21 protein-coding genes are annotated in these 21,809 nt (G+C 71.6%); 9 read left to right on the top strand and 12 right to left on the bottom strand.

Annotated features, from left to right (window positions below; genetic code table 11):
• Positions 1–67: 67 nt before the first annotated feature.
• Positions 68–307, bottom strand: a complete 240-nt coding sequence (locus HF995_RS08120) for a hypothetical protein (RefSeq protein ID WP_168447298.1) — start codon at positions 305–307, stop codon at positions 68–70.
• Positions 308–318: 11 nt separating this feature from the next.
• Entirely contained in the window at positions 319–1,563 is a 1,245-nt protein-coding gene (locus HF995_RS08115) for an inorganic phosphate transporter (RefSeq protein WP_350308790.1), read from the bottom strand.
• 196 nt (positions 1,564–1,759) lie between these two features.
• Between HF995_RS08115 and guaB1 the strand changes: the two genes are divergently transcribed.
• From guaB1 to HF995_RS08095, 4 genes are all read left to right on the top strand, one after another.
• Positions 1,760–3,208, top strand: coding sequence for a GMP reductase (gene guaB1, locus HF995_RS08110; RefSeq protein ID WP_168447297.1), 1,449 nt, complete (start codon positions 1,760–1,762; stop codon positions 3,206–3,208).
• 53 nt (positions 3,209–3,261) lie between these two features.
• Positions 3,262–3,999 (top strand): type 1 glutamine amidotransferase, encoded by a 738-nt coding sequence (locus HF995_RS08105; protein WP_168447296.1) that lies wholly within the window; start codon positions 3,262–3,264, stop codon positions 3,997–3,999.
• 1 nt (position 4,000) lies between these two features.
• Positions 4,001–4,669, top strand: coding sequence for an NUDIX hydrolase (locus tag HF995_RS08100; RefSeq protein WP_350308789.1), 669 nt, complete (start codon positions 4,001–4,003; stop codon positions 4,667–4,669).
• Between the two features lie 79 nt (positions 4,670–4,748).
• Positions 4,749–6,755, top strand: coding sequence for a S9 family peptidase (locus tag HF995_RS08095; RefSeq protein WP_168447295.1), 2,007 nt, complete (start codon positions 4,749–4,751; stop codon positions 6,753–6,755).
• A 124-nt stretch (positions 6,756–6,879) separates the two neighbouring features.
• Here HF995_RS08095 and acnA read toward each other — a convergent pair whose 3' ends face one another.
• Complete coding sequence (gene acnA / locus HF995_RS08090) at positions 6,880–9,630, bottom strand: aconitate hydratase AcnA (protein WP_168447294.1); 2,751 nt, start codon at positions 9,628–9,630, stop codon at positions 6,880–6,882.
• A gap of 249 nt (positions 9,631–9,879) precedes the next feature.
• Between acnA and HF995_RS08085 the strand changes: the two genes are divergently transcribed.
• The gene (locus HF995_RS08085) at positions 9,880–10,398 is read left to right on the top strand and encodes a glutathione peroxidase (protein WP_168447293.1); all 519 of its coding nucleotides are present in this window, start codon (positions 9,880–9,882) and stop codon (positions 10,396–10,398) included.
• Positions 10,399–10,410: 12 nt separating this feature from the next.
• On the opposite strand, the gene HF995_RS08080 is transcribed toward HF995_RS08085, so the two are convergent.
• Positions 10,411–11,766 carry a class I SAM-dependent RNA methyltransferase gene (locus tag HF995_RS08080; protein ID WP_168447292.1) on the bottom strand — a complete coding sequence of 452 codons (1,356 nt, stop codon included), beginning with the start codon at positions 11,764–11,766 and terminating at the stop codon, positions 10,411–10,413.
• Positions 11,763–13,778 carry an APC family permease gene (locus HF995_RS08075; protein WP_168447291.1) on the bottom strand — a complete coding sequence of 672 codons (2,016 nt, stop codon included), beginning with the start codon at positions 13,776–13,778 and terminating at the stop codon, positions 11,763–11,765. The genes HF995_RS08080 and HF995_RS08075 overlap by 4 nt, the downstream gene beginning before the upstream one ends.
• An 86-nt stretch (positions 13,779–13,864) precedes the next feature.
• On the opposite strand from HF995_RS08075, the gene HF995_RS08070 reads away from it, so the two are divergent.
• Together HF995_RS08070 and HF995_RS08065 are read left to right on the top strand one after the other, a co-directional pair.
• Entirely contained in the window at positions 13,865–14,515 is a 651-nt protein-coding gene (locus HF995_RS08070; protein ID WP_168447583.1) for a potassium channel family protein, read from the top strand.
• On the top strand, positions 14,515–15,201 hold the full coding sequence (locus HF995_RS08065; RefSeq protein WP_168447290.1) for a potassium channel family protein: 687 nt from the start codon (positions 14,515–14,517) through the stop codon (positions 15,199–15,201). The genes HF995_RS08070 and HF995_RS08065 overlap by 1 nt, the downstream gene beginning before the upstream one ends.
• Here HF995_RS08065 and HF995_RS08060 read toward each other — a convergent pair.
• The 4 genes from HF995_RS08060 to dut all read right to left on the bottom strand — a co-directional run bounded on the left by HF995_RS08060 (position 15,122) and on the right by dut (position 17,748).
• On the bottom strand, positions 15,122–15,910 hold the full coding sequence (locus HF995_RS08060) for a DUF3159 domain-containing protein (RefSeq protein WP_350308788.1): 789 nt from the start codon (positions 15,908–15,910) through the stop codon (positions 15,122–15,124). The genes HF995_RS08065 and HF995_RS08060 overlap by 80 nt on opposite strands.
• 20 nt (positions 15,911–15,930) lie before the next feature.
• The gene (locus HF995_RS08055; protein WP_168447289.1) at positions 15,931–16,305 is read right to left on the bottom strand and encodes an OB-fold nucleic acid binding domain-containing protein; all 375 of its coding nucleotides are present in this window, start codon (positions 16,303–16,305) and stop codon (positions 15,931–15,933) included.
• Positions 16,306–16,347: 42 nt separating this feature from the next.
• On the bottom strand, positions 16,348–17,064 hold the full coding sequence (locus tag HF995_RS08050) for a DUF3710 domain-containing protein (RefSeq protein WP_350308787.1): 717 nt from the start codon (positions 17,062–17,064) through the stop codon (positions 16,348–16,350).
• A 198-nt stretch (positions 17,065–17,262) separates the two neighbouring features.
• The gene (gene dut, locus HF995_RS08045; protein ID WP_350308786.1) at positions 17,263–17,748 is read right to left on the bottom strand and encodes a dUTP diphosphatase; all 486 of its coding nucleotides are present in this window, start codon (positions 17,746–17,748) and stop codon (positions 17,263–17,265) included.
• 57 nt (positions 17,749–17,805) lie between these two features.
• On the opposite strand from dut, the gene HF995_RS08040 reads away from it, so the two are divergent.
• Positions 17,806–18,309, top strand: coding sequence for a DUF3093 domain-containing protein (locus HF995_RS08040; RefSeq protein WP_168447287.1), 504 nt, complete (start codon positions 17,806–17,808; stop codon positions 18,307–18,309).
• A 172-nt stretch (positions 18,310–18,481) separates the two neighbouring features.
• Here the strand turns inward: HF995_RS08040 and HF995_RS08035 are convergent, their stop codons facing one another.
• The 3 genes from HF995_RS08035 to HF995_RS08025 all read right to left on the bottom strand — a co-directional run bounded on the left by HF995_RS08035 (position 18,482) and on the right by HF995_RS08025 (position 20,553).
• Positions 18,482–18,781 (bottom strand): DUF4193 domain-containing protein, encoded by a 300-nt coding sequence (locus HF995_RS08035; protein ID WP_098456800.1) that lies wholly within the window; start codon positions 18,779–18,781, stop codon positions 18,482–18,484.
• A gap of 279 nt (positions 18,782–19,060) precedes the next feature.
• Positions 19,061–19,903, bottom strand: a complete 843-nt coding sequence (locus HF995_RS08030) for an inositol monophosphatase family protein (RefSeq protein ID WP_286189408.1) — start codon at positions 19,901–19,903, stop codon at positions 19,061–19,063.
• A gap of 2 nt (positions 19,904–19,905) precedes the next feature.
• Positions 19,906–20,553, bottom strand: coding sequence for a trimeric intracellular cation channel family protein (locus tag HF995_RS08025; RefSeq protein ID WP_350308785.1), 648 nt, complete (start codon positions 20,551–20,553; stop codon positions 19,906–19,908).
• Positions 20,554–20,677: 124 nt separating this feature from the next.
• Here HF995_RS08025 and sepH point away from each other — a divergent pair, with 124 nt between their 5' ends.
• Entirely contained in the window at positions 20,678–21,787 is a 1,110-nt protein-coding gene (sepH, locus tag HF995_RS08020; RefSeq protein WP_168447285.1) for a septation protein SepH, read from the top strand.
• Positions 21,788–21,809: the final 22 nt, after the last annotated feature.

Below are 21,809 nucleotides of genomic sequence, written 5' to 3'. Positions count from 1 at the left end.
ACTCTACGGGGGTACCGCACGTGCGCGCCGCGCGCGGCGTCGGCGACGGTGGAGCGTCCGCGAAGGTTCAGTGCCCGCCGGAGACGATCCAGACGATGCCCGCCGCGACCGCGGCGAGCACGACGCCGAAGCACGCGACCGCACGCACACGGCCCGCGGCTGTCATGCGATCGACCCCGTCAGGACCGGTCTCGACCATGGCGGTCGAACGGATGCCGATCGCGAAGATCGCCGGCAGGCCGGCGCCGAGCACGAGGCCTACTGCGATGACCTTGGCGAGGGAGATACCGAGCTCTGCAGCGTTCATGTCCAGTCCTCTCAGACCGTGGCCGGGACGGCGGGTGACTCGACCGCGGCGCGGTCCTGCGGGCAGGCGGGCGACGCGACGTCGGTCACGCCGGCCATGGCCTCGTCGACAGCGTCGCCGAGGCTCGGCGTGGCGTCGTCCCACTCGTCGTTGACGTTGTCGGGGTTGATCGGCTCCTTGCGGGAGTGCCGCCACATCACGAAGCAGGCCGCGACGAGGATCGCGAACACCACGAGGATGCCGGTCGCTCCGCCGACCAGGTCTGCGAGGAACCAGCACGCTGCGCCCACGAGACCCGAGGCGGGCAGCGTGATGAGCCACGCGACACCCATGCGTCCGGCGACGCCCCAGCGCACCTCGGCGCCCGGGCGGCCGACGCCCGAGCCGAGGATCGAGCCGGTCGCGACGTGCGTCGTCGAGAGCGGCAGCCCGAGGCTCGACGACGTGAGGATGATCGCGGCGGACGACGTCTCAGCAGCCATCCCCTGCGGGGACGAGATCTCGACGAGGCCCTTGCCGAGCGTGCGGATGACCCGCCAGCCGCCGAGGTAGGTGCCGAGCGCGATCGCGATCGCGCACGCGGCGATGACCCAGAACGGGATGTGGTCGTCTGCGGTCACAGTGCCGTGCGCGACGAGCGCGAGGAAGATCACGCCCATCGTCTTCTGCGCGTCGTTCGTGCCGTGCGCGAGCGAGACGAGGGACGCGGAGCCGACCTGACCCCAGCGGAAGCCGCGCTCCTGCGTCTTCTCCGGGACGCCCCGCACGATGCGGTGGACGACCCAGGTGCCGATCGCGGCGACGAGGCCGGCGACGACGGGCGCGAGGAGGGCCGGCAGGAGGATCTTGGCCACGACGCCGCCCCAGACGACGCCGCTCGTGCCGAGCGCAAGCAGCGCGGCACCGATGAGGCCGCCGAACAGGGCGTGCGACGAGCTCGACGGCAGGCCGAGGAGCCACGTGAAGACGTTCCACAGGATGCCACCGACGAGGCCGGCGAAGACGATCGTCAGGAGGGCGTCCCCAGCGACGCCGTCGAGGTTGACGATGCCCTTGGCGACGGTCGCCGCGACGGCCACCGAGAGGAACGCGCCGACGAGGTTGAGGACCGCCGAGAGCGCGACCGCGGTGCGGGGCTTGAGGGCGCCCGTCGCGATCGAGGTCGCCATGGCGTTCCCGGTGTCGTGGAACCCGTTCGTGAAGTCGAATGCGAGGGCGGTGATGATCACCAGCGTGAGAATCAGGAGCTCTGCCACGTCCTCAATGATGGGGGCAGGAAAGGTGTTGTCCACCCCCTGGAGGTCCTGAACCGCGCCAGATCACGGCTGATCTGTGGACATTTCATTGCTCGTTCACCTGCCGTTCACCTAGGGGTCCGACCGAGCTTCACGGACCGGGTCGGGCAGCCCTGGGTCCCGTCCCCGTGTCGCACGGCGCACCTAGACTCGAGGCATGAAGTTCCTCCAGGGCCAGGCCCCCACGACAGACCTCACCTACGGCGACGTCTTCCTCGTCCCGTCCCGCTCGGACGTCACCTCGCGGTTCGACGTCGACCTTGCGTCGCAGGACGGCACCGGGACGACGATCCCCCTCGTGGTCGCGAACATGACTGCGGTCGCCGGGCGCCGCATGGCGGAGACGGTCGCACGCCGCGGCGCGCTCGCGGTCATCCCTCAGGACGTCCCCGTCGAGGTCGTCGCGAACGTCATCGCCGACGTCAAGACGAAGGACCCGGTCATCGAGTCGCCCGTGACGATCGCTCCGCACGACACGGTGCACACCGTGCTGACCCTCATGGGCAAGCGCGCGCACGGTGCTGCGATCGTCGTCGAGGACGACCGCGTCGTCGGGATCGTGACGCCCGAGGACTGCCGCGACGTCGACCGCTTCACCCAGGTGCGCCAGGTCATGTCGGCCGAGCCTGCGACGCTCGACGCGAGCGTCCTCGAGGGCGCCGACGGGCTGCGCCGCGCGTTCGACCAGCTGCACTCGGCGCGCCGGAAGGTCGCGCCCGTCGTGCGCGACGGCCGCCTCGTCGGCGTCCTGACCCGCAAGGGCGCGCTGCGCTCGAGCCTCTACTCCCCCGCGCTCGACGGCTCCGGCCGCCTGCGCGTCGCGGGAGCGATCGGCATCAACGGCGACGTCCGGGCCAAGGCCGAGGGCCTGCTCGCGGCAGGCGCGGACGCGCTCGTCGTCGACACCGCGCACGGTCATCAGCAGAAGATGCTCGAGGCCCTCGCCGCGGTCCGCTCGGTCTCGCCGGGCGTGCCGGTCGTCGCGGGCAACGTCGTGACGGCGGACGGCGTACGGGACCTCGTCGAGGCCGGCGCCGACATCGTCAAGGTCGGGGTGGGCCCGGGCGCGATGTGCACGACCCGCATGATGACCGGTGTCGGTCGCCCCCAGTTCTCCGCGGTCCTCGAGTGCGCCGCGGCGGCCCGCGAGCTCGGCAAGCACGTGTGGGCTGATGGCGGCGTGCGTCACCCGCGCGACGTCGCCCTCGCGATCGCGGCCGGCGCGAGCCAGGTCATGATCGGCTCGTGGTTCGCCGGGACGTACGAGAGCCCGGGCGACCTGCACGACGACGGCACGGGGCGCTTCTACAAGGAGAGCTTCGGCATGGCGTCGGCCCGCGCGGTCGCCGCACGCACGGCGTCCGGCTCCCCCTTCGACCGCGCCCGCAAGGCGCTGTACGAGGAGGGCATCTCGACGTCGCGCATGTACCTCGACCCGGCCCGTCCGAGCGTCGAGGACCTGATCGACGAGATCACGTCAGGCCTGCGCTCGTCGTGCACGTATGCCGGCGCGCGCTCTCTCGAGGAGTTCGCCGAGCGCGCGGTCGTCGGGATCCAGTCGGCCGCAGGCTACGAGGAAGGTCGCCCGCTGCCCGCAGGCTGGTGACGGGACGCGTGGGTTCACCCGTGCGCGGCCGCGACGTGCGTAGAGTCGTCCCCGTGGAGTTCAACGACGCACCCGTGCTGGTGCTGCAGCACGCCGCCTGGGAGGGCCCCGGCCTGATCGCTCGCGGTCTCGAGCAACGCGACATCCCGTGGACGGTCCGGACGGTCCTCGACGAGCACGACCCGCACCTGCCCGACGTGAGCCGCCTCGGCGGCCTCGTCGTCATGGGTGGCGCGGCTGGTGCGCTCGACGACGACGAGCACCCGGGTCTCGTCGCGGAGCGCAACCTCCTCGTCGCGGCCGTCGAGGCCGACATCCCAGTGCTCGGCGTGTGCCTCGGCATGCAGCTCCTCGCGGTCGCGCACGGGGCTGCGCTCCACGCGGGTGCGCACCACGAGCTGGGCTTCGGCCCCGTCGCGGTCACGGGCGACGGCATCCGTGACCCGTACCTCTATCCGCTCGTCGTGGATGCGCACGCGGACCCTGACGTGCTGCACTGGCACGAGGACGGCGTCGAGGCGCCGGACGGCGCGACGGTGCTCGCGTCGACGGACGTGACGCCCGTGCAGGCGTTCCGGCTGGGAAGCGCGACGGCGTTCCAGTTCCACCTCGAGGTCGACGCGCCGATGCTGGGCGCCTGGCTCGACGAGCCGGAGACCGCGGAGGAGCTGACTGCGGACCAGATCTCGGCGATCCGCGAGCAGGGCCGCGAACGGCTGCCGAGCCTCGCGCCGCGCGCGTTCGTGGGGCTGGGCACGTTCGCGGACGCCGTGAGGTATCGGCGCGGCTGACGTGGACGCTCTCGCGCAGCTGCGCGCACTCGCCGCCGAGGGCATCGACTGGCGCGCGGCGACAGGCCGGCTGCCCGACGCGGACGCGTCCCGTCCCGCGGCGGTGCTCGTGCTGTTCGGGCGGCTCGACGACGTCCCCGCGGAGCACGCGAACGACGCGCCCGCTGTCCCGGCGGACCTGGACGTGCTGCTCGTGCGGCGCGCCTCGACGCTGCGCCACCATCCCGGTCAGGTGGCCTTCCCAGGCGGTCGGATGGACCCGACGGACGACGACCTCGTCGCGGCGGCGCTGCGCGAGGCCGAGGAGGAGACAGGACTCGACACCGGAGGTGTCGAGGTGCTCGGCACGCTCGGCGCGCTCCCCCTCCCGGTCAGCGACCACCTCGTCACCCCGGTCCTCGGCTGGTGGGCGCGCCCCACGGCGGTGCGCGTCGTCGACCATGGCGAGTCGGCCCAGGTCTTCCGCGCACCCGTCGCGGACCTCGTCTCGCCGTCGAACCGGGGCACGACCGCGCTCGAGCGTGGCGGCCGCACCTATCGCGGCCCGGCGTTCGAGGTCGCGGGCAACGTCGTGTGGGGCTTCACGGCGATCGTCTTGAGCGGGATCCTCGACGGGCTCGGCTGGTCGGTCCCGTGGGACCGCGGCCGCGCGGTCGAGATCCCGTGGTGATCCGGCAGGGCTGTGCCCGACCGAGCGCATGAGACCTGGGACCCGCACGCGCGTGCCACGCATCAGCGAGGATGGCTCCATGAGCAACGACGCCCACACCCCAGCCCCGTTCGGTTCCTGGCCCTCGCCGCTCACCGCGGTCTCCCTCACGACGGACGTCGTGCGGCTGAGCGAGCCCGCTGTCGACGGTGAGGACACCTACTGGCTCGAGGGGCGCCCGCAGGAGGGCGGGCGGCAGGTGCTCGTGCGACGCGCTGCGGACGGCACGCTCACGGACGTCATCCCGTCGACCCTGCCGGACGGCTCGACGTTCGACGTGCGCACCCGTGCCCACGAGTATGGCGGCGCGTCGTACACCGTCGTGCCGGGCGGCGTCGTCGTGTCGCGGGCGGAGGACGACCGCCTGTACCGCGTCGACCGTGACGGTGACGGCTTCGCGGCGCCCGTGCCGCTCACACCTGCCGACGGCCGCCGCTACGCGGACCTCGACGTCGTGCCCGGCTACGGCCTGCTCGTCGCCGTCTCGGAGGACCACGGCGCACCCGGCGCACAGCTGACGAACCCGCCGGCTGCGATCGTCGCGGTCCCGCTCGACGGTTCCGCCTCCGACGACGGGTCGCTCGTGACCGTCCTCGTCGAAGGGCCGGACTTCCTCACGTCTCCGCGCGTGAGCCCGGACGGCGAGCTGCTCGCGTGGCTCTCGTGGGACCACCCGGCCATGCCGTGGGACGGGACCGAGCTGCGCGTCGGCGAGCTCGCGCGCGGGGTGCACGGCCTGCGCGTCCTGGAGCGCCGCACGATCGCCGGCGGCGCAGACGTCAGCGTGACCGAGCCGCTGTGGACGTCGACGGGCGAGCTGCTGCACGTCGACGACCGGACGGGTTGGTGGAACCTGTACCGCACCGAGCTGACCGGCGACACGCCCCGGACGCGCGCCGTGCGCCCGGCGGAGGTCGAGCTGTCGACCCCGCAGTGGGGATTCGGCACCCGGACGTACGCCATGCTCGACGACGAGCTCGCAGTCGTGACGTGGTCCGACGCCGGGCACCGCCGCCTTGGCTCGGTGCGGGTCACGAACGGCCAGCTCGAGGTGTGGGACGGCGAGTGGGAGCCCGCCGGTGGCGTCGCCGCGACGGAGGGCCGCGTCGTCGTCATCGCCGAGCACCCGACCCGGCCCGCGGCGCTCGTCGAGATCGATCTCGGCGCGCGACGCGAGGGCGACGGCGTGCGGGTGCTGCGGGCGAGCGCGAACCCGACTCTCGCTCCCGACGACGTGTCGGTCGCGGAGGCGGTCACGTGGCCGTCCGGCGACGGCGTCGCGCACGGCTTCTTCTACGCTCCGAGGTCCGCGGCGTACACGGGTGAGCCTGGCACGCTGCCGCCGCTCGTCGTGATGTCGCACGGCGGCCCGACGGCGGCGACGCTCCCCGGGTTCTCGCCGTCGGTCCAGTACTGGACGACGCGCGGGATCGCGGTGCTCGACGTCAACTACGGCGGCTCGACCGGCTACGGCCGTGCCTACCGGGAACGGCTGCGCGGGCAGTGGGGCATCGTCGACGTCCGCGACTGCGAGACGGGCGCGCTCTGGCTCGCCGAGCAGGGCCGCGTCGACGGGCGACGGCTCGCCATCCGGGGCGGCAGCGCGGGCGGCTTCACGACGCTCGCCGCCCTGACGTTCACCGACACGTTCGCAGTCGGCGCGAGCCTCTACGGCGTCGGCGACCTCGAAGCGCTCGCGCGTGAGACGCACAAGCACGAGTCGCACTACCTCGACTCGCTCGTGGGCCCGTACCCGGAGCGCCGCGACCTGTACGTCGAGCGGTCCCCGATCCACCACACCGACCGGCTGAGCGCTCCCATGATCTTGCTGCAGGGCACGGAGGACACAGTCGTCCCGCCGAACCAGGCCCAGACGATGGCCGACGCCGTCGCGGCGCGTGGCCTCGACGTCGAGCTGATCCTGTTCGAAGGCGAGCGGCACGGGTTCCGGAAGGCCGAGACGATCCAGCGAGCCTTCACCGTCGAGCTGGCCTTCTACGGCAAGGTCCTCGGCTTCACCCCGGCCGACGACACCGCGTCGAGCTAGGTGCACAAGGCCGCGTCGCACTCGCGGCGCGGCCTCGACCCAGGCCCCCGGGGGCGCACACTGAACGCATGGAAGCGCTTGTGGCGGTGTACTACCTCGCGTGACGCCGTCGTGAGTGCGTGCGTCAGGCCGCGACGAGCGACCGCAGGACGTACTGCAGGATGCCGCCGTTGCGGTAGTAGTCCGCCTCTCCGGGCGTGTCGATGCGGACGACCGCGTCGAACGCGACGGTGGAGCCGTCGGCCTTGGTGGCGGTCACGGCGACCGTGCGTGGCGTCGTGCCGTCGTTGAGCGCCGTGATGCCCGAGATCGCGAACGTCTCGGTCCCGTCGAGGCCGAGCGACTCGGCGTTCTCCCCCTCGGGGAACTGCAGCGGCAGGACGCCCATCCCGATGAGGTTCGAGCGGTGGATGCGCTCGAAGCTCTCCGTGATGACAGCCTTCACGCCCAGGAGCGCCGTGCCCTTCGCCGCCCAGTCGCGCGAGGAGCCGGAACCGTACTCCTTGCCACCGAGGATGACGAGCGGGGTGCCCGCCGCAGCGTAGTTCTGGGCCGCGTCGTAGATCGCGGCCTGCTCGCCAGTCGTGAAGTCGAGCGTGTACCCGCCCTCGACGTTGTCGAGGAGCTGGTTGCGCAGACGGATGTTGGCAAACGTGCCGCGGATCATGACCTCGTGGTTGCCGCGGCGCGAGCCGTAGGAGTTGAAGTCACGGCGCTCGACGCCGTTCTCCGCGAGGTAGCGGCCCGCGGGCGAGTCCGGCTTGATGGCACCGGCCGGGCTGATGTGGTCGGTCGTGACCGAGTCGCCGAGCTTCGCGAGGACGCGCGCGCCCGTGATGTCCTCGACGGGCGAGGGCGTCAGGCCCATGCCCTCGAAGTACGGGGGCTTGCGGACGTAGGTGGACTCGGAGTCCCACGCGAACGTGTCGCCCTCGGGGGTATTGAGCGCACGCCACTTGTCGTCTCCCGCGAAGACGTCCGCGTAGTCGGCGGTGAACATCTCGCGGTTGATCGACGAGTCGATCGTCGCCTGGACCTCTTCGGTGGACGGCCAGATGTCACGCAGGAAGATCGGGTGGCCCGACTCGTCACGGCCGAGCGGCTCGTGCTCGAAGTCGAACTCCATGGTCCCGGCGAGCGCGTACGCGATGACGAGGGGCGGGGACGCGAGGTAGTTCATCTTCACGTCGGGGTTGATGCGACCCTCGAAGTTGCGGTTGCCGGAGAGCACCGAGACGACGGCGAGGTCGTGCTCGTTGACAGCGGCGGAGACCTCGTCCGAGAGCGGGCCCGAGTTACCGATGCAGGTGGCGCAGCCGTAGCCGACCAGGTGGAAGCCGAGCTTCTCGAGGTACGGCCACAGGCCGGCCTTCTCGTAGTAGTTCGTGACGACCTGCGAGCCCGGCGCCATCGACGTCTTGACCCACGGCTTGGCCGTCAGACCCTTCTCGACGGCCTTCTTCGCGAGGAGGCCGGCGGCGAGCATGACCGACGGGTTCGACGTGTTGGTGCACGACGTGATGGACGCGATCGCGACCGCACCGTGGAACAGCTCGTACGTCGAGCCCTCGGGGCTCGTGACCTCGACCGTCTTGCGGACGGGCTCGGCGATCGCGGGCGAGTCGGACGCCGGGAAGGACTCCTTCTCGGCCTCGTCGATGCCGTTGAGGACCTCGGGCGCGTAGTTCGGCAGGTCGCGCGTGAACGCGCTCTTCGCGTGGGAGAGCTCGATGCGGTCCTGCGGGCGCTTCGGGCCGGCGATCGACGGGACGACCGTCGACAGGTCGAGCTCGAGGTACTCGGAGAAGACGGGCTCCTGGGCGGTGGCCGGGTCGAGCCACATGCCCTGCTCCTTGGCGTACGCCTCGACGAGCGCGACCTGCTCGTCGCTGCGGCCCGTGAGGCGCAGGTAGTCGAGCGTGACGTCGTCGATCGGGAAGATCGCGGCGGTCGAGCCGAACTCGGGGCTCATGTTGCCGATCGTGGCGCGGTTCGCGAGCGGTACCTGGGAGACGCCCTCGCCGTAGAACTCGACGAACTTGCCGACGACGCCGTGCTGGCGCAGCAGCTGCGTGATCGTGAGGACGACGTCGGTCGCCGTGACGCCCGTCGGGATCTGGCCGGACAGCTTGAAGCCGACGACGCGCGGGATGAGCATCGAGACCGGCTGACCGAGCATCGCGGCCTCGGCCTCGATGCCGCCCACGCCCCAGCCGAGCACGCCGAGACCGTTGACCATCGTCGTGTGCGAGTCGGTGCCGACGCAGGTGTCGGGGTAAGCGCGCAGCGCACCGTCGACCTCGCGGGTCATGACGACGCGGGCGAGGTACTCGATGTTGACCTGGTGCACGATGCCGGTGCCCGGCGGGACGACCTTGAAGTCGTCGAACGCCGTCTGGCCCCAGCGGAGGAACTGGTAGCGCTCGTGGTTGCGCTCGTACTCGATCTCGACGTTGCGACGGAACGCGTCGGCGCGGCCGGCGACGTCGATCTGCACGGAGTGGTCGATGACGAGCTCGGCGGGGGCGAGCGGGTTGATGCGCGACGGGTCGCCGCCGAGGTCCGCGACGGCCTCACGCATCGTCGCGAGGTCGACGACGCACGGGACACCGGTGAAGTCCTGCATGATCACGCGGGCGGGCGTGAACTGGATCTCCGTGTCCGGCTGGGCGTCCGGGTCCCACCCGGCCAGGGCGCGCACGTGGTCGGCGGTGATGTTCGCGCCGTCCTCGGTGCGAAGCAGGTTCTCGGCGAGAACCTTGAGCGAGTACGGCAGGCGGGCGAGCCCGTCGACCGCGGAGAGGCGGAAGATCTCGTAGGACGCGTCCCCCACCTCGAGGGTTCCCTTTGCACCGAACGTGTCGACACTGCTCACGATGGCTCCTTAACTCCAGCGTCGGCCGAGCCTCGACGACGTGGCGCGCAGCGCCCTCGCGTCGTCGCTTGCTCGGGTGGTGATCAGACGGGGGCACTCCCCAGCCTAGGCGGGCATGAGCGCAGTAACACCTGCGCAACCACCTGCCAGCCTACCATTTATCTTGACGTCAAGATAAGTGAGACACGCCTTGCATAATTGCCCGGCGCCGCCGGCTGCACCCGCACGAGCGACGCCTATCCTGGTCCGATGACCTTGCGCGACATCCCCCTGACCACGATCGAGGGCCGGACGACCTCCCTCGCGGAGCACGCCGACGAGGTCGTGCTCGTCGTCAACGTCGCGTCCCGCTGCGGCCTCACACCGCAGTACGCGACGCTCGAGGCGCTCCAGCGCACGTACGGCCCGCGAGGGTTCACGGTGCTCGGGTTCCCGTGCAACTCGTTCGCAGGCCAGGAGCCGGGCTCCGCCGAGAAGATCACCGAGTTCTGCTCGACGACCTACGGCGTGACGTTCCCGCTCATGGAGAAGACGAAGGTCAACGGCCGGCACAGCCACCCGCTCTACACGGAGCTGCGCAAGGTCCCCGACTCGAGCGGCCACGCGGGCCGCGTGAAGTGGAACTTCGAGAAGTTCGTCATCCTGCCGGACGACTCGGTGCACCGCTTCCGCCCGCAGACGCAGCCCGACGACGCCGCGATCGTCGCGGTCATCGAGCGCGGCCTGGCGCAGCGCGACAGCGCTGCGGCCGGCGGCGCGTCGGCCTAGAGCGGTCCGGCGTCAGGCACGTTCGAGGACCGTCACGCACTCCACGTGGTGCGTCATCGGGAACAGGTCGAACGCGCGCAGCGAGCGGACGTCGTAGCCCTGCTCGCCGAACAGACCGAGGTCGCGCGCGAGCGCGGCCGGGTCGCACGACACGAGCACGACGCGGTCAGGGGTGAGCGAGACGACCTGGTCGACGACCGCACGTCCGGCGCCGGCGCGCGGCGGGTCGAGCACGACGACGTCCGCTCCCCCGACCGCGCCGTGGCCCTCGTCGCGCAGGACACGCGCGACGTCGCCTGCCCAAAGGTCGACATGGTCCGCCCCGTGCAGGTTGCGGCGGGCGGACGCGACCGCCCGCTCGTCACCCTCGACGGACACGACCCGACCGACCGGTCCGGTCGCCGCGGCGAGCGGTGCCGTGAAGAGCCCCGATCCTGCGAACAGGTCGACGACGGTCGCGTCGAGCACGTCGCCCACCGAGTCGAGCACGGTCTGCGCGAGAAGCGCCGGCGCTTCCCGGTGCACCTGCCAGAACCCGTCAGCCGCGACCCGGAACTGGTGCTCCGTGCCGCCGACCGTCACGGTCTCGACGACCGTGCGGCGGGCGTTCGGGCGGCGGTCGACTCGCGTGCCACGCCAGGGCTCGCCGTCGACGAGGAGGATCGGCTCAGCACCGCCCTCGGGCGCGACGACGTCCAGCCGAGCGCCTGCCGTCCAGCGGCCGCTGAACACGCCGAACGCCTCGGCGGCTGCGGCGACCGACTCGGTCGCCAGCGGCATCGCGTCGAGCGCGACGACGTCGTGCGAACGGTGCCTGCGCATCCCGGCGCGGCCCTCGGCGTCGGCCACGAGCTCGATGCGCGTGCGGTAGGCGAGACCGCCGCGCTCGTCGTCGCCCGGGGCTGCCTCGACGACGACCGGGAGATCGAGGTGGGCGATGCGGCGCAGCTGCTCCTCGATGACCTGGCGCTTCCACTCGCGCTGCGCGTCGAGACGCACGTGCGCGAGCTCGGCACCGCCGACCCCGCCCGGACCAGCGGCGGGCCACGCGGACGGGACCCGGTCCGGGCTCGACTCGAGCACCTCGACCGCGTCGCCGCGCCAGAACTTCGCGTCCGGCGCAGCCGCTGTCAGGCGGACGCGCACACGCTCGCCCGGAAGGGCGTGCCGCACGAAGACGACCCGGCCCTCGTGCCGAGCGACGCAGTGACCACCGTGCGCGACCGGCCCCACCTCGACCTCGACGAGCGGCATGTCGACGGGCGCGTCGACCTCAGCACCGGGCCGCGTGCGGCGGACCGGCCGGGACGAGCCGGGACGGGGGCCGCGGGAGGAGGATCGGGCAGGTCGTGCGGGGGGCTGGGTCATGGTGCCTTCGTGTCGTCAGGTTCGGTCGGCCTCGCGTAGAGCACCGGCTCGGTGCCGGCGGTCGACGCCGTGGAGGCCAGACGCCAGGGTACCGAGGCCACGACGACTCCGGGCGTGAAGAGCAGGCGGCCCTTGAGCCGCAGGGCGCTCTGGTTGTGCAGCAGCTGCTCCCACCAGTGACCCACCACATACTCGGGCAGGTAGACGACGACGAGGTCGCGCGGGCTCTCACGGCGCACCGAGCGCACGTACGAGAGCACGGGCCGGGTGATCTCACGGAACGGCGAGTCGAGGACGCGCAACGGCATCGGCAGGTCGAGGGACTCCCAGTGCTCGACGAGCCGCGCCGTCTCGTCGGCGTCGACCGAGACCGTGACGGCCTCGAGCACGGAGGGCCTGGTCGCGCGGGCGTACGAGAGGGCGCGCATCGCCGGCTTGTGCACCTTGGAGATCAGCACGATCGCGTGGACCCGGCTCGGCAGCGCACGCTCGGTCGCGACGTCCTCGTCGAGCTCGAGCTCCTCCGCAACCGCGTCGTAGTGCTTGCGGATCGCGCGCATCACCAGGAACACGCCCGCCATCGCGAGGAGCGCGATCCACGCGCCGTGCGTGAACTTCGTCGCGAGGACGACGATGAGGACGGTGCCCGTCATCCCCAGCCCCACGACGTTGAGGACGCGCGACCGCTTCATCTTCGACCGCTGCACCGGGTCGTACGCGAGGCGCAGCGCCGTCGTCCAGTGCCGCACCATGCCGAGCTGCGAGAGCGTGAAGGACACGAACACGCCGACGATGTAGAGCTGGATCAGGCGGGTGACCTGCGCGTCGAACAGGACAACGAGCACGATCGCGGCGAACGCGAGGGACACGATGCCGTTCGAGAACGCGAGGCGGTCCCCGCGCTTGTGCAGCTGACGCGGCAGGAAGCCGTCGCGCGCGAGGATCGAGCCGAGCACGGGGAAGCCGTTGAACGCCGTGTTCGCGGCGAGGACGAGGATGAGGCCCGTGACCGCCGAGACGACGTAGAACATCGGCGGGAACGACGCGAAGATCGTGTGCGCCAGCTGCGAGAGCACCGGCACCTGGACGTAGCCGACGGGCGCGTGGCCGTCTATCAGCAGGTCCGTCGCGGGGTCCTCGACGTAGACGACACCCGTCGCCGACGCGAGCAGCAGGATCGACATGATCATGAACATCGACGTCAGGCCGAGCAGCGCGAGCGTCGTCGCAGCGTTGCGGGACTTCGGCTTCTTGAACGCGGGGACCCCGTTGGAGATCGCCTCGACGCCGGTCAGCGCGGCACAGCCCGACGCGAACGCGCGGGCGATGAGGAACGCCCCCGCGAGCCCCACGAGACCTTGGTCGAACGCGGACGACGGCACGACGTCGTACGACGCGCTCTCCGCCCGTCCCAGGTTCCCCGTGACGAACTGGACGAACCCGATGACCGCCGTCGCTCCGACCGCGGCCATGAACAGGTAGACCGGGATCGCGAACATCTTCCCGGACTCCTTGACGCCACGAAGGTTTGCGATCGTCAGCAGGATGATGAGCGCGACCGCGATCGGCAGCTCGTGCCCGCGCAGCGCGGGGATCGCCGTCGCCGCGTACTGCGCGCCCGACGAGATCGACACGGCGACCGTCAGGACGTAGTCGACGAGCAGCGCCGACGCGACCGTCAGGCCAGCGCGCGGGCTGATGTTCTCCGTCGCGATCTCATAGTCACCGCCACCCGACGGGTACGCGTGCACGTTCTGCCGGTACGACGCGACCACCACGAGCAGCACGCCGACGACCGCGACGCCGATCCACGGCGACATCGTCGTCGCCGTGAAACCGGCGAGCGCGAGCGTCAGGAGGATCTCGTCCGGCGCGTACGCGACCGAGGACAGCGCGTCAGACGCGAAGACGGGGAGGGCGATGCGTTTGGGCAGCAGCGTGTGCCCCAGGCCGTCGCTCCGCATCGGCCTGCCGAGCACGAGCCGCTTCGCCGCATCCATGATGTCCGACACGTTGAGCAATGCTAGGCCTGTTCTGGCGGTGATGGGCGCAACAAGGTCCCGGGAGGTATACCTTCAGGTCTGTGCACTTCGTGATCATGGGCTGCGGACGCGTCGGAGCGGCGCTCGCGCACTCGCTCGAGAAGAACGGCCACTCGGTGGCCATCATCGACCAGAACCCCGAGTCGTTCCGTCGCCTCGCCCCCACCTTCACCGGCAAGAAGGTCACCGGCCTGGGCTTCGACCGGGACACCCTCGAGCAGGCCGGCATCGACGAGGCGTACGCCTTCGCGGCCGTGTCCGACGGCGACAACTCGAACATCCTCGCCGCACGCGTCGTGCGCGAGACGTTCGGCGTCGACAACGTCGTCGCCCGCATCTACGACCCGCACCGCGCGGAGATCTACCAGCGGCTCGGCATCCCCACGGTCGCGACCGTGCGCTGGACGTCCGACCAGGTGATGCGGCGCCTGCTGCCGCTCGGCACCACGGACGACTACCGCGACCCGTCCGGCCAGGTGCGCCTGTGCCAGACGGACTTCCACCCCGGCTGGGTGGGCCGCTCGCTCACGGTCGTCGAGGAGGCGACCGGCGCGCGCGTCGCGTTCGTCACCCGGTTCGGCGCGGCCGAGCTGCCGCGCCCCGGCATGGCGCTCCAGGAGAACGACGTGCTGCACGTCCTCGTGCGCTCGGTCGACGTCGCCGACGTCGAACGGATCCTCACCCACGCCCCGACCGAGGAGGTCTGATGCGCGTCGTCATCGCCGGTGCCGGCTCCGTCGGCCGCTCGATCGCCCGCGAGCTGCTCGCCCACGACCACGAGGTCGTGCTCATCGACCGTCAGCCCACCGCGATGCGTGTCGCGTCGGTCGCCGAGGCGGACTGGCTCCTCGCGGACGCGTGCGAGCTGTCGACGCTCTCCGAGGCGAAGGTCGACGAGTGCGACGTCATCGTCGCTGCGACCGGCGACGACAAGGCGAACCTCGTCATCGCGCTGCTCGCGAAGACCGAGTTCGGCGTGCCCCGAGTGGTCGCGCGCGTCAACAACCCGAAGAACGAGTGGATGTTCGACGAGTCGTGGGGTGTCGACGTCGCGGTGTCGACGCCGCGCATCATGACGGCGATGGTCGAGGAGGCCGTCGCCGTCGGCGACCTCGTGCGGATCTTCACGTTCCACCAGTCCGGTGCAGGGATCCTCGAGCTCACGGTCCCGCCGGACTCGTGGCTCGTGGGCCGCACGGTCGGCTCAGTGCCGTGGCCGACTGACACGGTCCTCGCTGCGGTCGTCCGCGACGCTCAGCCGCTCGCGCCGACAGCCGACGACACGCTCGAGGCTGGCGACGAGCTGCTGCTCGTCAGTGGCCGGGACGCGGACGAGGCTGCTCTGTCCGACCTGCTGACTGGCGCACAAGGATCCACGTCCCCCACAGCGTGACCGCCCACAGCGGGATGCCCATCGCGAGCCTCGCGGTGCCCAGCCAGCCGACCTGCGACCCGACGTACAGCGGGACCTGCACGGCGAGCCGGATCGCGAACAGACCGACCCACAGCCACGTCGCGAGCGTGTAGCGGCGCACGAGCGCGTGCGACGAGCGCCACGCGCTGAAGCCCGCGAACGGGTTGGCTGGTGCGTCGTCCGCGCCCTCTTCCGCGTGGGACGGACGCGCTGCCTTCGTCTCGGCGAAGCCGAGCCGGAACAGCTCCACGACGACGCCGATCGCAGGCCATCGCACGACGATCGAGACGAGGCACGCCAGCAGGTAGGCGCCGTTCGTGAGCAGGCCCATGAGGAAGTAGTCGGAGGCCTCTCCCGAGCGCCACGCCCACACGACGCCGATCGCGACGCCGAGCAGGCCCGAGAACGCCTGCGTGACCGGGGTGCGCTGCACGAGCCGCACGAGCACGAGGAGCACGGCGATCCCGGCGGACGCGATGAGCGTCGGCGTCAGCTCGAACGTCAGCAGGTAGACGACGACGAAGACCAGCCCTGGCAGGAGCGCCTCGATCACGCCACGTACCCCGCCGACCGCCTCCTGGAGCGAGAACTCGCTCGCCGTCAGGGCGCGCATGCCGCGCGCCTGCGCGACCTGTGCCTCCGTGGGCTCCGTACCGGACGCGTCGTCGTGCGGGGTGCTCTGGTCCACGTCCTGCTCTCTCCCAGCCCTCAAGGCTGCACGTCGGTCGACTGCGGCAGCAGCTCGTACCGCGGGTTGTAGATCACGGTGCGGCCGCGGTCGCTCGTGACGAACCCGGCTACGCGCACGCGCCTGCCAGGCTCGACGCCCGCGAGACGACGACGCCCGAGCCACACGAGGTCGACCGAGCCAGAGCCGTCGAACAGCTCCGCCTCGACCGCCTGGACACGGTCCGTCGGCCGCAGCACGACAGACCGCACGATCCCCGACACCTCGGCGGGGCGACGCTCGACGAGGTCGCTGATCGCCGTCGTGCCCTGCTTCGCAGAGCGGACACGCTCCTCGGTCGCGGCGACCTCGTCCTGGCTCGCCAGGACGCGCCGCAGCGCGGTACGCAACGACATGTCAGTCCCCTCAGGCCGTCCGGGCCGCCGCACGTGCGGCGGTCACCGGATCTCGGTGATCTCGGGGCCGCGCTCGAGCGGGTTGAGGTCGGGGGCTGCGGCCTTCTCGGCCGGGGTCTCCGGCTCGGGCGCAGACTCGTCCACCTGCTTCATCTCGGGCTGGTCAGGAAGGTGCAGCGGGAGCAGCTCGCGCGGGGCGCGCGCCACCTCGTCGCGCACGACGACGACCTGGGAGAACAGCGCCTCCATGAGGCCGGCAGCCTGCGGGTCCACCGTGGCCTTGCCGGTCAGGACGCCGCGGAGGAACCAGCGCGGGCCGTCGACCCCGAGGAAGCGGATGACGCGGACGACGTCCTTGCCCTCGCCGTCCTTCGCGGGGGCCTTGACGAACAGCTCACGACCGAACCGGCCGGGGATGTCGTCGACAGTCGCACCCTGCGTCGTGAGCGACTCGCGGATCTCGTCGCGGATCTCGTCCCAGATGCCCGCGATGCGCGGAGCAGCGAACGCCTGGATCTGCAGGACAGAGCTGTCGACCATGACGGACACGCCCGTGACGGCCTGCGTGTTCTTGTCGAGCTCCATGCGCACCTGCATGCCCTGGACGCCCGGCAGGAGGATCGAGCCGAGGTCGACACGGCTCGCCCTCGCGTCGTCGACCTGGCTGACGTCCCACGGACCGTGGTCCGGGCGCGCCTCGGTCTCCTCGGCCGCGGTGGCCTCGGCGTCGGGCAGCTCCTCGCTCGGCTGTTCCTTCACACGCCGTCCAAACAGACCCACTGCGGTTCTCCTTCAGGAAAGTTGCCTTGCATGCCTGCGACGACGGCGTCGGGGCGACCCGGGCCGCAGGTTCTCGCGCGACGTTACCGTGCGCGGTCGTCCTACCACCCTATGCGCCGCGCGGGCTGATGTCGCCGACCTGCGGTGCGGACGCGCTGAGCGACGAGCAGACGCTCGTCAGCGGGCTGCGCCCGGGTCCCAGCCCCCGCTCGAGCCGAAGCCTCCCGAGCCGCGGTGCGAGCCGGGGAGCCGCTCGGCAGGGACGAAGCGCGCACGCTCCACCTGCTGGATGACGAGCTGGGCGATCCGGTCGCCGCGGCGCAGGTGCACGGGCTCGGACGCGTCGGTGTTGAGCAGCGTCACGGCGATCTCGCCGCGGTAGCCCGCGTCGACCGTGCCCGGCGCGTTGACGACCGTGACGCCGTGCTTCGCGGCGAGGCCCGAGCGCGGGTGCACGAACGCCGCAAAGCCGTCCGGCAGTGCGATCGCCACGCCCGTCGGGACGGTCGCGCGCTCGCCGGGCGCGAGCGTGACGTCCGTGCGAGCGACCAGGTCGGCGCCGGCGTCACCCGGGTGGGCGTACGTCGGGTACGGCAGCTCCGGGTCGAGCATCTGGACGAGGACCTCGAGGCCGCGGTCGGCGGCGGGTGCGTGGTGTGTCACGGCGCGATCCTAGCCGCGACGGCGCGGACGACGTCGCCCGGCTGGCATGCTGGGGACATGCCGCACGTCGAGCCCACCCTGCCGTCCGATACCGCCGACAGCCCTCGCCCCGCCACGACCGCGGCGTACAGCGAGCGGCTCTCCCCCGGCATCTGGACGTACGGCGCGATCGCGCTGTTCTGCGTGTTCGTCTTCGTGATGATCGTCATCGCGAGCCTCCCGATCGCGGCGGCCGTCTCGCTCACCCTCCTCGCCGCGGGCAGCGTCTTCGCATTCGTGACGTCACCCGTCGTGACGGTCGCTGACGGCCACCTGCAGGCGGGGCGCGCCCGCATCCCCGTGACGCTGCTCGGCAGCCCGCGCACGCTCGACCGCGCCGAGGTGAGCACGATGATGGGCCCGTCGTTCGACCCCCGCGCGTACGCGTGCCTGCGCACGAGCACGGGCGGCGCCGTCGTCATGGACGTCCTCGACCCGCAGGACCCGACGCCGTGGTGGCTCGTGTCGACGCGTCACCCCGAGGCGCTCGCCCGCGCCGTGCGCGCGGCCCAGGGCCGCTGAGCCCGCACCTGTCCCGTCCGCCCCTCCCTCGCCCGCACCGATCGCCCTGAGGCACACATGACGTGTGCATGCGGGCGATCCGTGGCTGCGGAGGGGACTTCCTCACCATCGAACGACAGCGGGGCCGCGAACCTCTCGGTTCGCGGCCCCGCTGGCTGTGGTGCAGGTGCGCTCAGGCGGCGCACTCGGTGCAGACGGGCTGGCCGTCCTTCTCGTAGGCGAGCTGGCTGCGGTGGTGGACCAGGAAGCAGCTCGAGCACGTGAACTCGTCCGCCTGACGCGGCAGGACTCGCACCGAGAGCTCTTCGCCCGAGAGGTCCGCGCCGGGGAGCTCGTAGCCCTCCGCCGCTTCCGTCTCGTCCTCGTCGACGACGCCGGAGCTCTTGTCGGACCGCCGCGCCTTGAGCTCCTCGAGGGAGTCCTCGGACAGGTCCTCCTCGGTCTTGCGGGGGGCGTCGTAGTCGGTTGCCATATGAGGTGTCACTCCAGATCGGTGAGAGGATCACGCGGATGTTCCAGCACACGACCGTGGGGCCGTGCGTTGCGGCGTCGGGGGCGTCGCGTCGCCTCCCTCGAGGACCGGTGACAGCTCGTTCCGCCGCGCGGGCGGACGTCTGTTCCGTGTCGATCAGGTTCGGCCATGGGATTGTGCATCATTTCTCCGGCAAGTGCACGCTACGGAAGCGGATATTTCGGACCGAGTGACGAAAGTCGCGATCACGCCGCACGTCCGGTCCGGAGGGTCAACGTCCTACCGGTCTGATCGGTTCCCCACTCCCGTGGGCGCGAGGATCGCCTCGAGCCGCGCGACCGTCTCGGGATGCCCCGCGAGGACGAGCGACCGTCCCGGCCGTCCGCCGTCGAGCCCGACGACGACGCCGCCAGCCTCCCGCACGATCAGCTCGCCAGCCGCGTGGTCCCACGGGCTCAGGCCCTCCTCGTAGTACGCGTCGACCTGCCGCCTGGCGACCCGGCACAGGTCGAGCGCAGCGGAACCCATGCGGCGGATGTCGCGGACGTGCTCGAGCAGCGTCGCCACGGAGCGGCCCTGGGCCGCTCGGAGCGCGTCGTCGTAGAAGAAGCCGGTCGCGACGAGCGTGAGGTCGAGCGGGACGGGCTCGGCGACCTCCAGGCGCACACCCTCGTGGTGGGCGCCGCGGCCACGGGCCGCGGACGTCGTCGCGCCCGTCGTGATGTCCGTGACGGCGCCCGCCAGGACCTCCCAACGGGCAGGGTCGGCCTCCCCCGCGACGACGGCGACGGACACCGAGGTCGACGGCAGCCCGTACAGGTAGTTGACGGTGCCGTCGATCGGGTCGACGACCCAGGTCAGCCCAGAGGTCCCTGCCGTCGCACCGCCCTCCTCCCCCAGGATCGCGTCGTCGGGCCGCTCGGCGGCGAGGATCTCGCGCAGGAGACGCTCGGCGGCGAGGTCGGCAGCCGTGACGACGTCGGACGCGTTGAGCTTCGTCCGGTCGACCGTCACGGTCTCGGGGCGCTCGCGCCGGACCTGCTCGGCCGCGGTGCGGGCGAGCCTCTCGACCAGCTCCCGGAGGGTCTCGAGCGTGGCGTCGTCGTCGTGGGTGTTCGTCATGGTCATCTCCCTGTGCGTTGTCGGCCGAAGCCCTGCCACGGGCCTGGCGCCTGCCAGTTCATCTTGAGCGACACGAGGCGCATCGTCAGGATCGCGAACGCGATCGCGGCGCCCACCCAGGGGCTGAAGACGTCGAAGTGCACGGTCGCCGCGGTCAGCATGGCGCCGAGGGTCGCCGGGATCGCGTAGAGCTCACGCTCGCGCAGCACGATCGGGGCCTCGTCGACGAGCAGGTCCCGGACGAGCCCACCGCCGATCCCGGTGAACAGGCCGACGAACACCGACGCCAGCGGTCCGACGCCGTACTCCATCCCCTTGATCGTCCCGATGACGACGAACATGGCGAGCGCTCCGGCGTCGAACACGATGATGAGCCGCCGCAGGGCGGCGAGGCGCGGGTGCATGAAGTGCACGAGGATGCCTCCGGCGAGCGCGGTGAGCACGTACCGCCAGCTCGTGATGCCGACGGGCGGCACAGCGCCGATGAGGACGTCACGCATCAGCCCGCCACCCAGCCCCGTGACCCAGGCGAGCAGGAGCAGCGAGAAGATGTCGAAGTTCTTGCGCACAGCGGCGAGCGCTCCGGAGATCCCGGCGAAGAAGATAGCGGCGAGCTCGAGCCCGTACATCGCGTCCTGGAGGATCTCCACGGGCACGATTCTGTCAGCCGCGCAGGGGTGCTGTGACGCATCCGCGAGCGGCACACCGACGGGGATGTCGGCGTCCGGCGCGCAGAGGTGGCACTGTGGTGACAGACCACGCACTGGAGGGCACATGGCTGACCTGGAACTGATCGGGCTGGACGAGGACGGCGAGCACATCGTGCTGCAGTCCTCCGACGGCGCACGGTTCAGGCTCCGCATCGACGAGCCGCTGCGTGCCGCGGTGCGACGTAACCGTCCGCAGCTCGAGCAGCTGCGCCAGACGGCGCCGGGCTCGCTCCCGCCGCGCGAGATCCAGGCGCAGGTGCGCGCGGGTCTCACGGCCGAGGAGGTCGCGCAGAACGCAGGCATCTCGGTCGAGCAGGTGCGCCGCTACGAGGGCCCTGTGCTCGCGGAGCGCGAGTACGTCGCCGAGCAGGCGCGTGCGACGCGTGTGGGCCGCGACGCGGGATCCCCCAACCTCGGCGACCTGGTCACCGACCGGCTCGCCGCTCGGCACGTCGACACCGAGGAGCTGCGCTGGGATGCCTGGCGCCCGGTCGGGTCGCCGTGGGTAGTGGCCGTCAGCTACGAGGTCGGCGACACCGAGCACCGCGCGGTGTGGGCCTTCGACCAGCAGGCGCGCACGCTGACTGCGACCGACGACGAGAGCCGGTGGATCTCGGAGACGCGCCTGCACGACGAGGTGGTGCCGCGGCGCCACCTCGCGCCCGTGCGCGGGGACGTGTTCGATGTCGAGGCGTCAGGTCCGATCGCGGATCCCGCCCCTGCCGAGCCCCCCGCCGTCGCCGACGCGACGTCGGCGCTGCTCGACGACCTGTCCGCGCGCCGTGGCGTGCGCCAGGCCCTCGACGTGGACGTGCCGGACGAGGACGACGGCCTGTTCGGCCTCGCTGCCATGACCCAGGACGACGAGCCCGGTGACGACGCGGGGGCACCGCTCCCGGTCGAGGCGATCGGCCGTCTCTACTCGCTCGGCGACCGCTCGCCGCGCTCTGCTCGCTCGGCTGCTGAGGTCGGCGAGACGTCCGAGCTGCCGGTCGCCGAGGACGTCACCGAGGCGCCCGAGCCCGAGGCTCCCGCACCGGCACCTGCTCCTGAGGCTCCCGCAGGTGACGCGACTCCCCCGCCGCTCGAGCGTGCTGCTCGTGGCGGCCGCAAGGGCCGGCCGCAGGTGCCCAGCTGGGACGAGATCGTCTTCGGCGCACGCACGGACGACTGAGCGCCGTCTGCGCTGCGCCCGA

The organism is Sanguibacter hominis ATCC BAA-789, assembly GCF_012396185.1.
Taxonomy (GTDB): Bacteria; Actinomycetota; Actinomycetes; order Actinomycetales; family Cellulomonadaceae; genus Flavimobilis; species Flavimobilis hominis.
This window is presented reverse-complemented; position numbering and strand designations above follow the sequence as displayed.

Excerpts from the sequence above, each read along its gene's own strand:
- HF995_RS08120 (WP_168447298.1), bottom strand. The coding sequence starts at position 307 with ATGAACGCTGCAGAGCTCGGTATCTCCCTCGCCAAGGTCATCGCAGTA.
- guaB1 (WP_168447297.1), top strand. The coding sequence starts at position 1,760 with ATGAAGTTCCTCCAGGGCCAGGCCCCCACGACAGACCTCACCTACGGC.
- HF995_RS08095 (WP_168447295.1), top strand. The coding sequence starts at position 4,749 with ATGAGCAACGACGCCCACACCCCAGCCCCGTTCGGTTCCTGGCCCTCG.
- HF995_RS08085 (WP_168447293.1), top strand. The coding sequence starts at position 9,880 with ATGACCTTGCGCGACATCCCCCTGACCACGATCGAGGGCCGGACGACC.
- HF995_RS08080 (WP_168447292.1), bottom strand. The coding sequence starts at position 11,766 with ATGACCCAGCCCCCCGCACGACCTGCCCGATCCTCCTCCCGCGGCCCC.
- HF995_RS08070 (WP_168447583.1), top strand. The coding sequence starts at position 13,865 with ATGGGCTGCGGACGCGTCGGAGCGGCGCTCGCGCACTCGCTCGAGAAG.
- HF995_RS08065 (WP_168447290.1), top strand. The coding sequence starts at position 14,515 with ATGCGCGTCGTCATCGCCGGTGCCGGCTCCGTCGGCCGCTCGATCGCC.
- HF995_RS08055 (WP_168447289.1), bottom strand. The coding sequence starts at position 16,305 with ATGTCGTTGCGTACCGCGCTGCGGCGCGTCCTGGCGAGCCAGGACGAG.
- HF995_RS08040 (WP_168447287.1), top strand. The coding sequence starts at position 17,806 with ATGCCGCACGTCGAGCCCACCCTGCCGTCCGATACCGCCGACAGCCCT.
- HF995_RS08035 (WP_098456800.1), bottom strand. The coding sequence starts at position 18,781 with ATGGCAACCGACTACGACGCCCCCCGCAAGACCGAGGAGGACCTGTCC.
- HF995_RS08030 (WP_286189408.1), bottom strand. The coding sequence starts at position 19,903 with ATGACGAACACCCACGACGACGACGCCACGCTCGAGACCCTCCGGGAG.
- sepH (WP_168447285.1), top strand. The coding sequence starts at position 20,678 with ATGGCTGACCTGGAACTGATCGGGCTGGACGAGGACGGCGAGCACATC.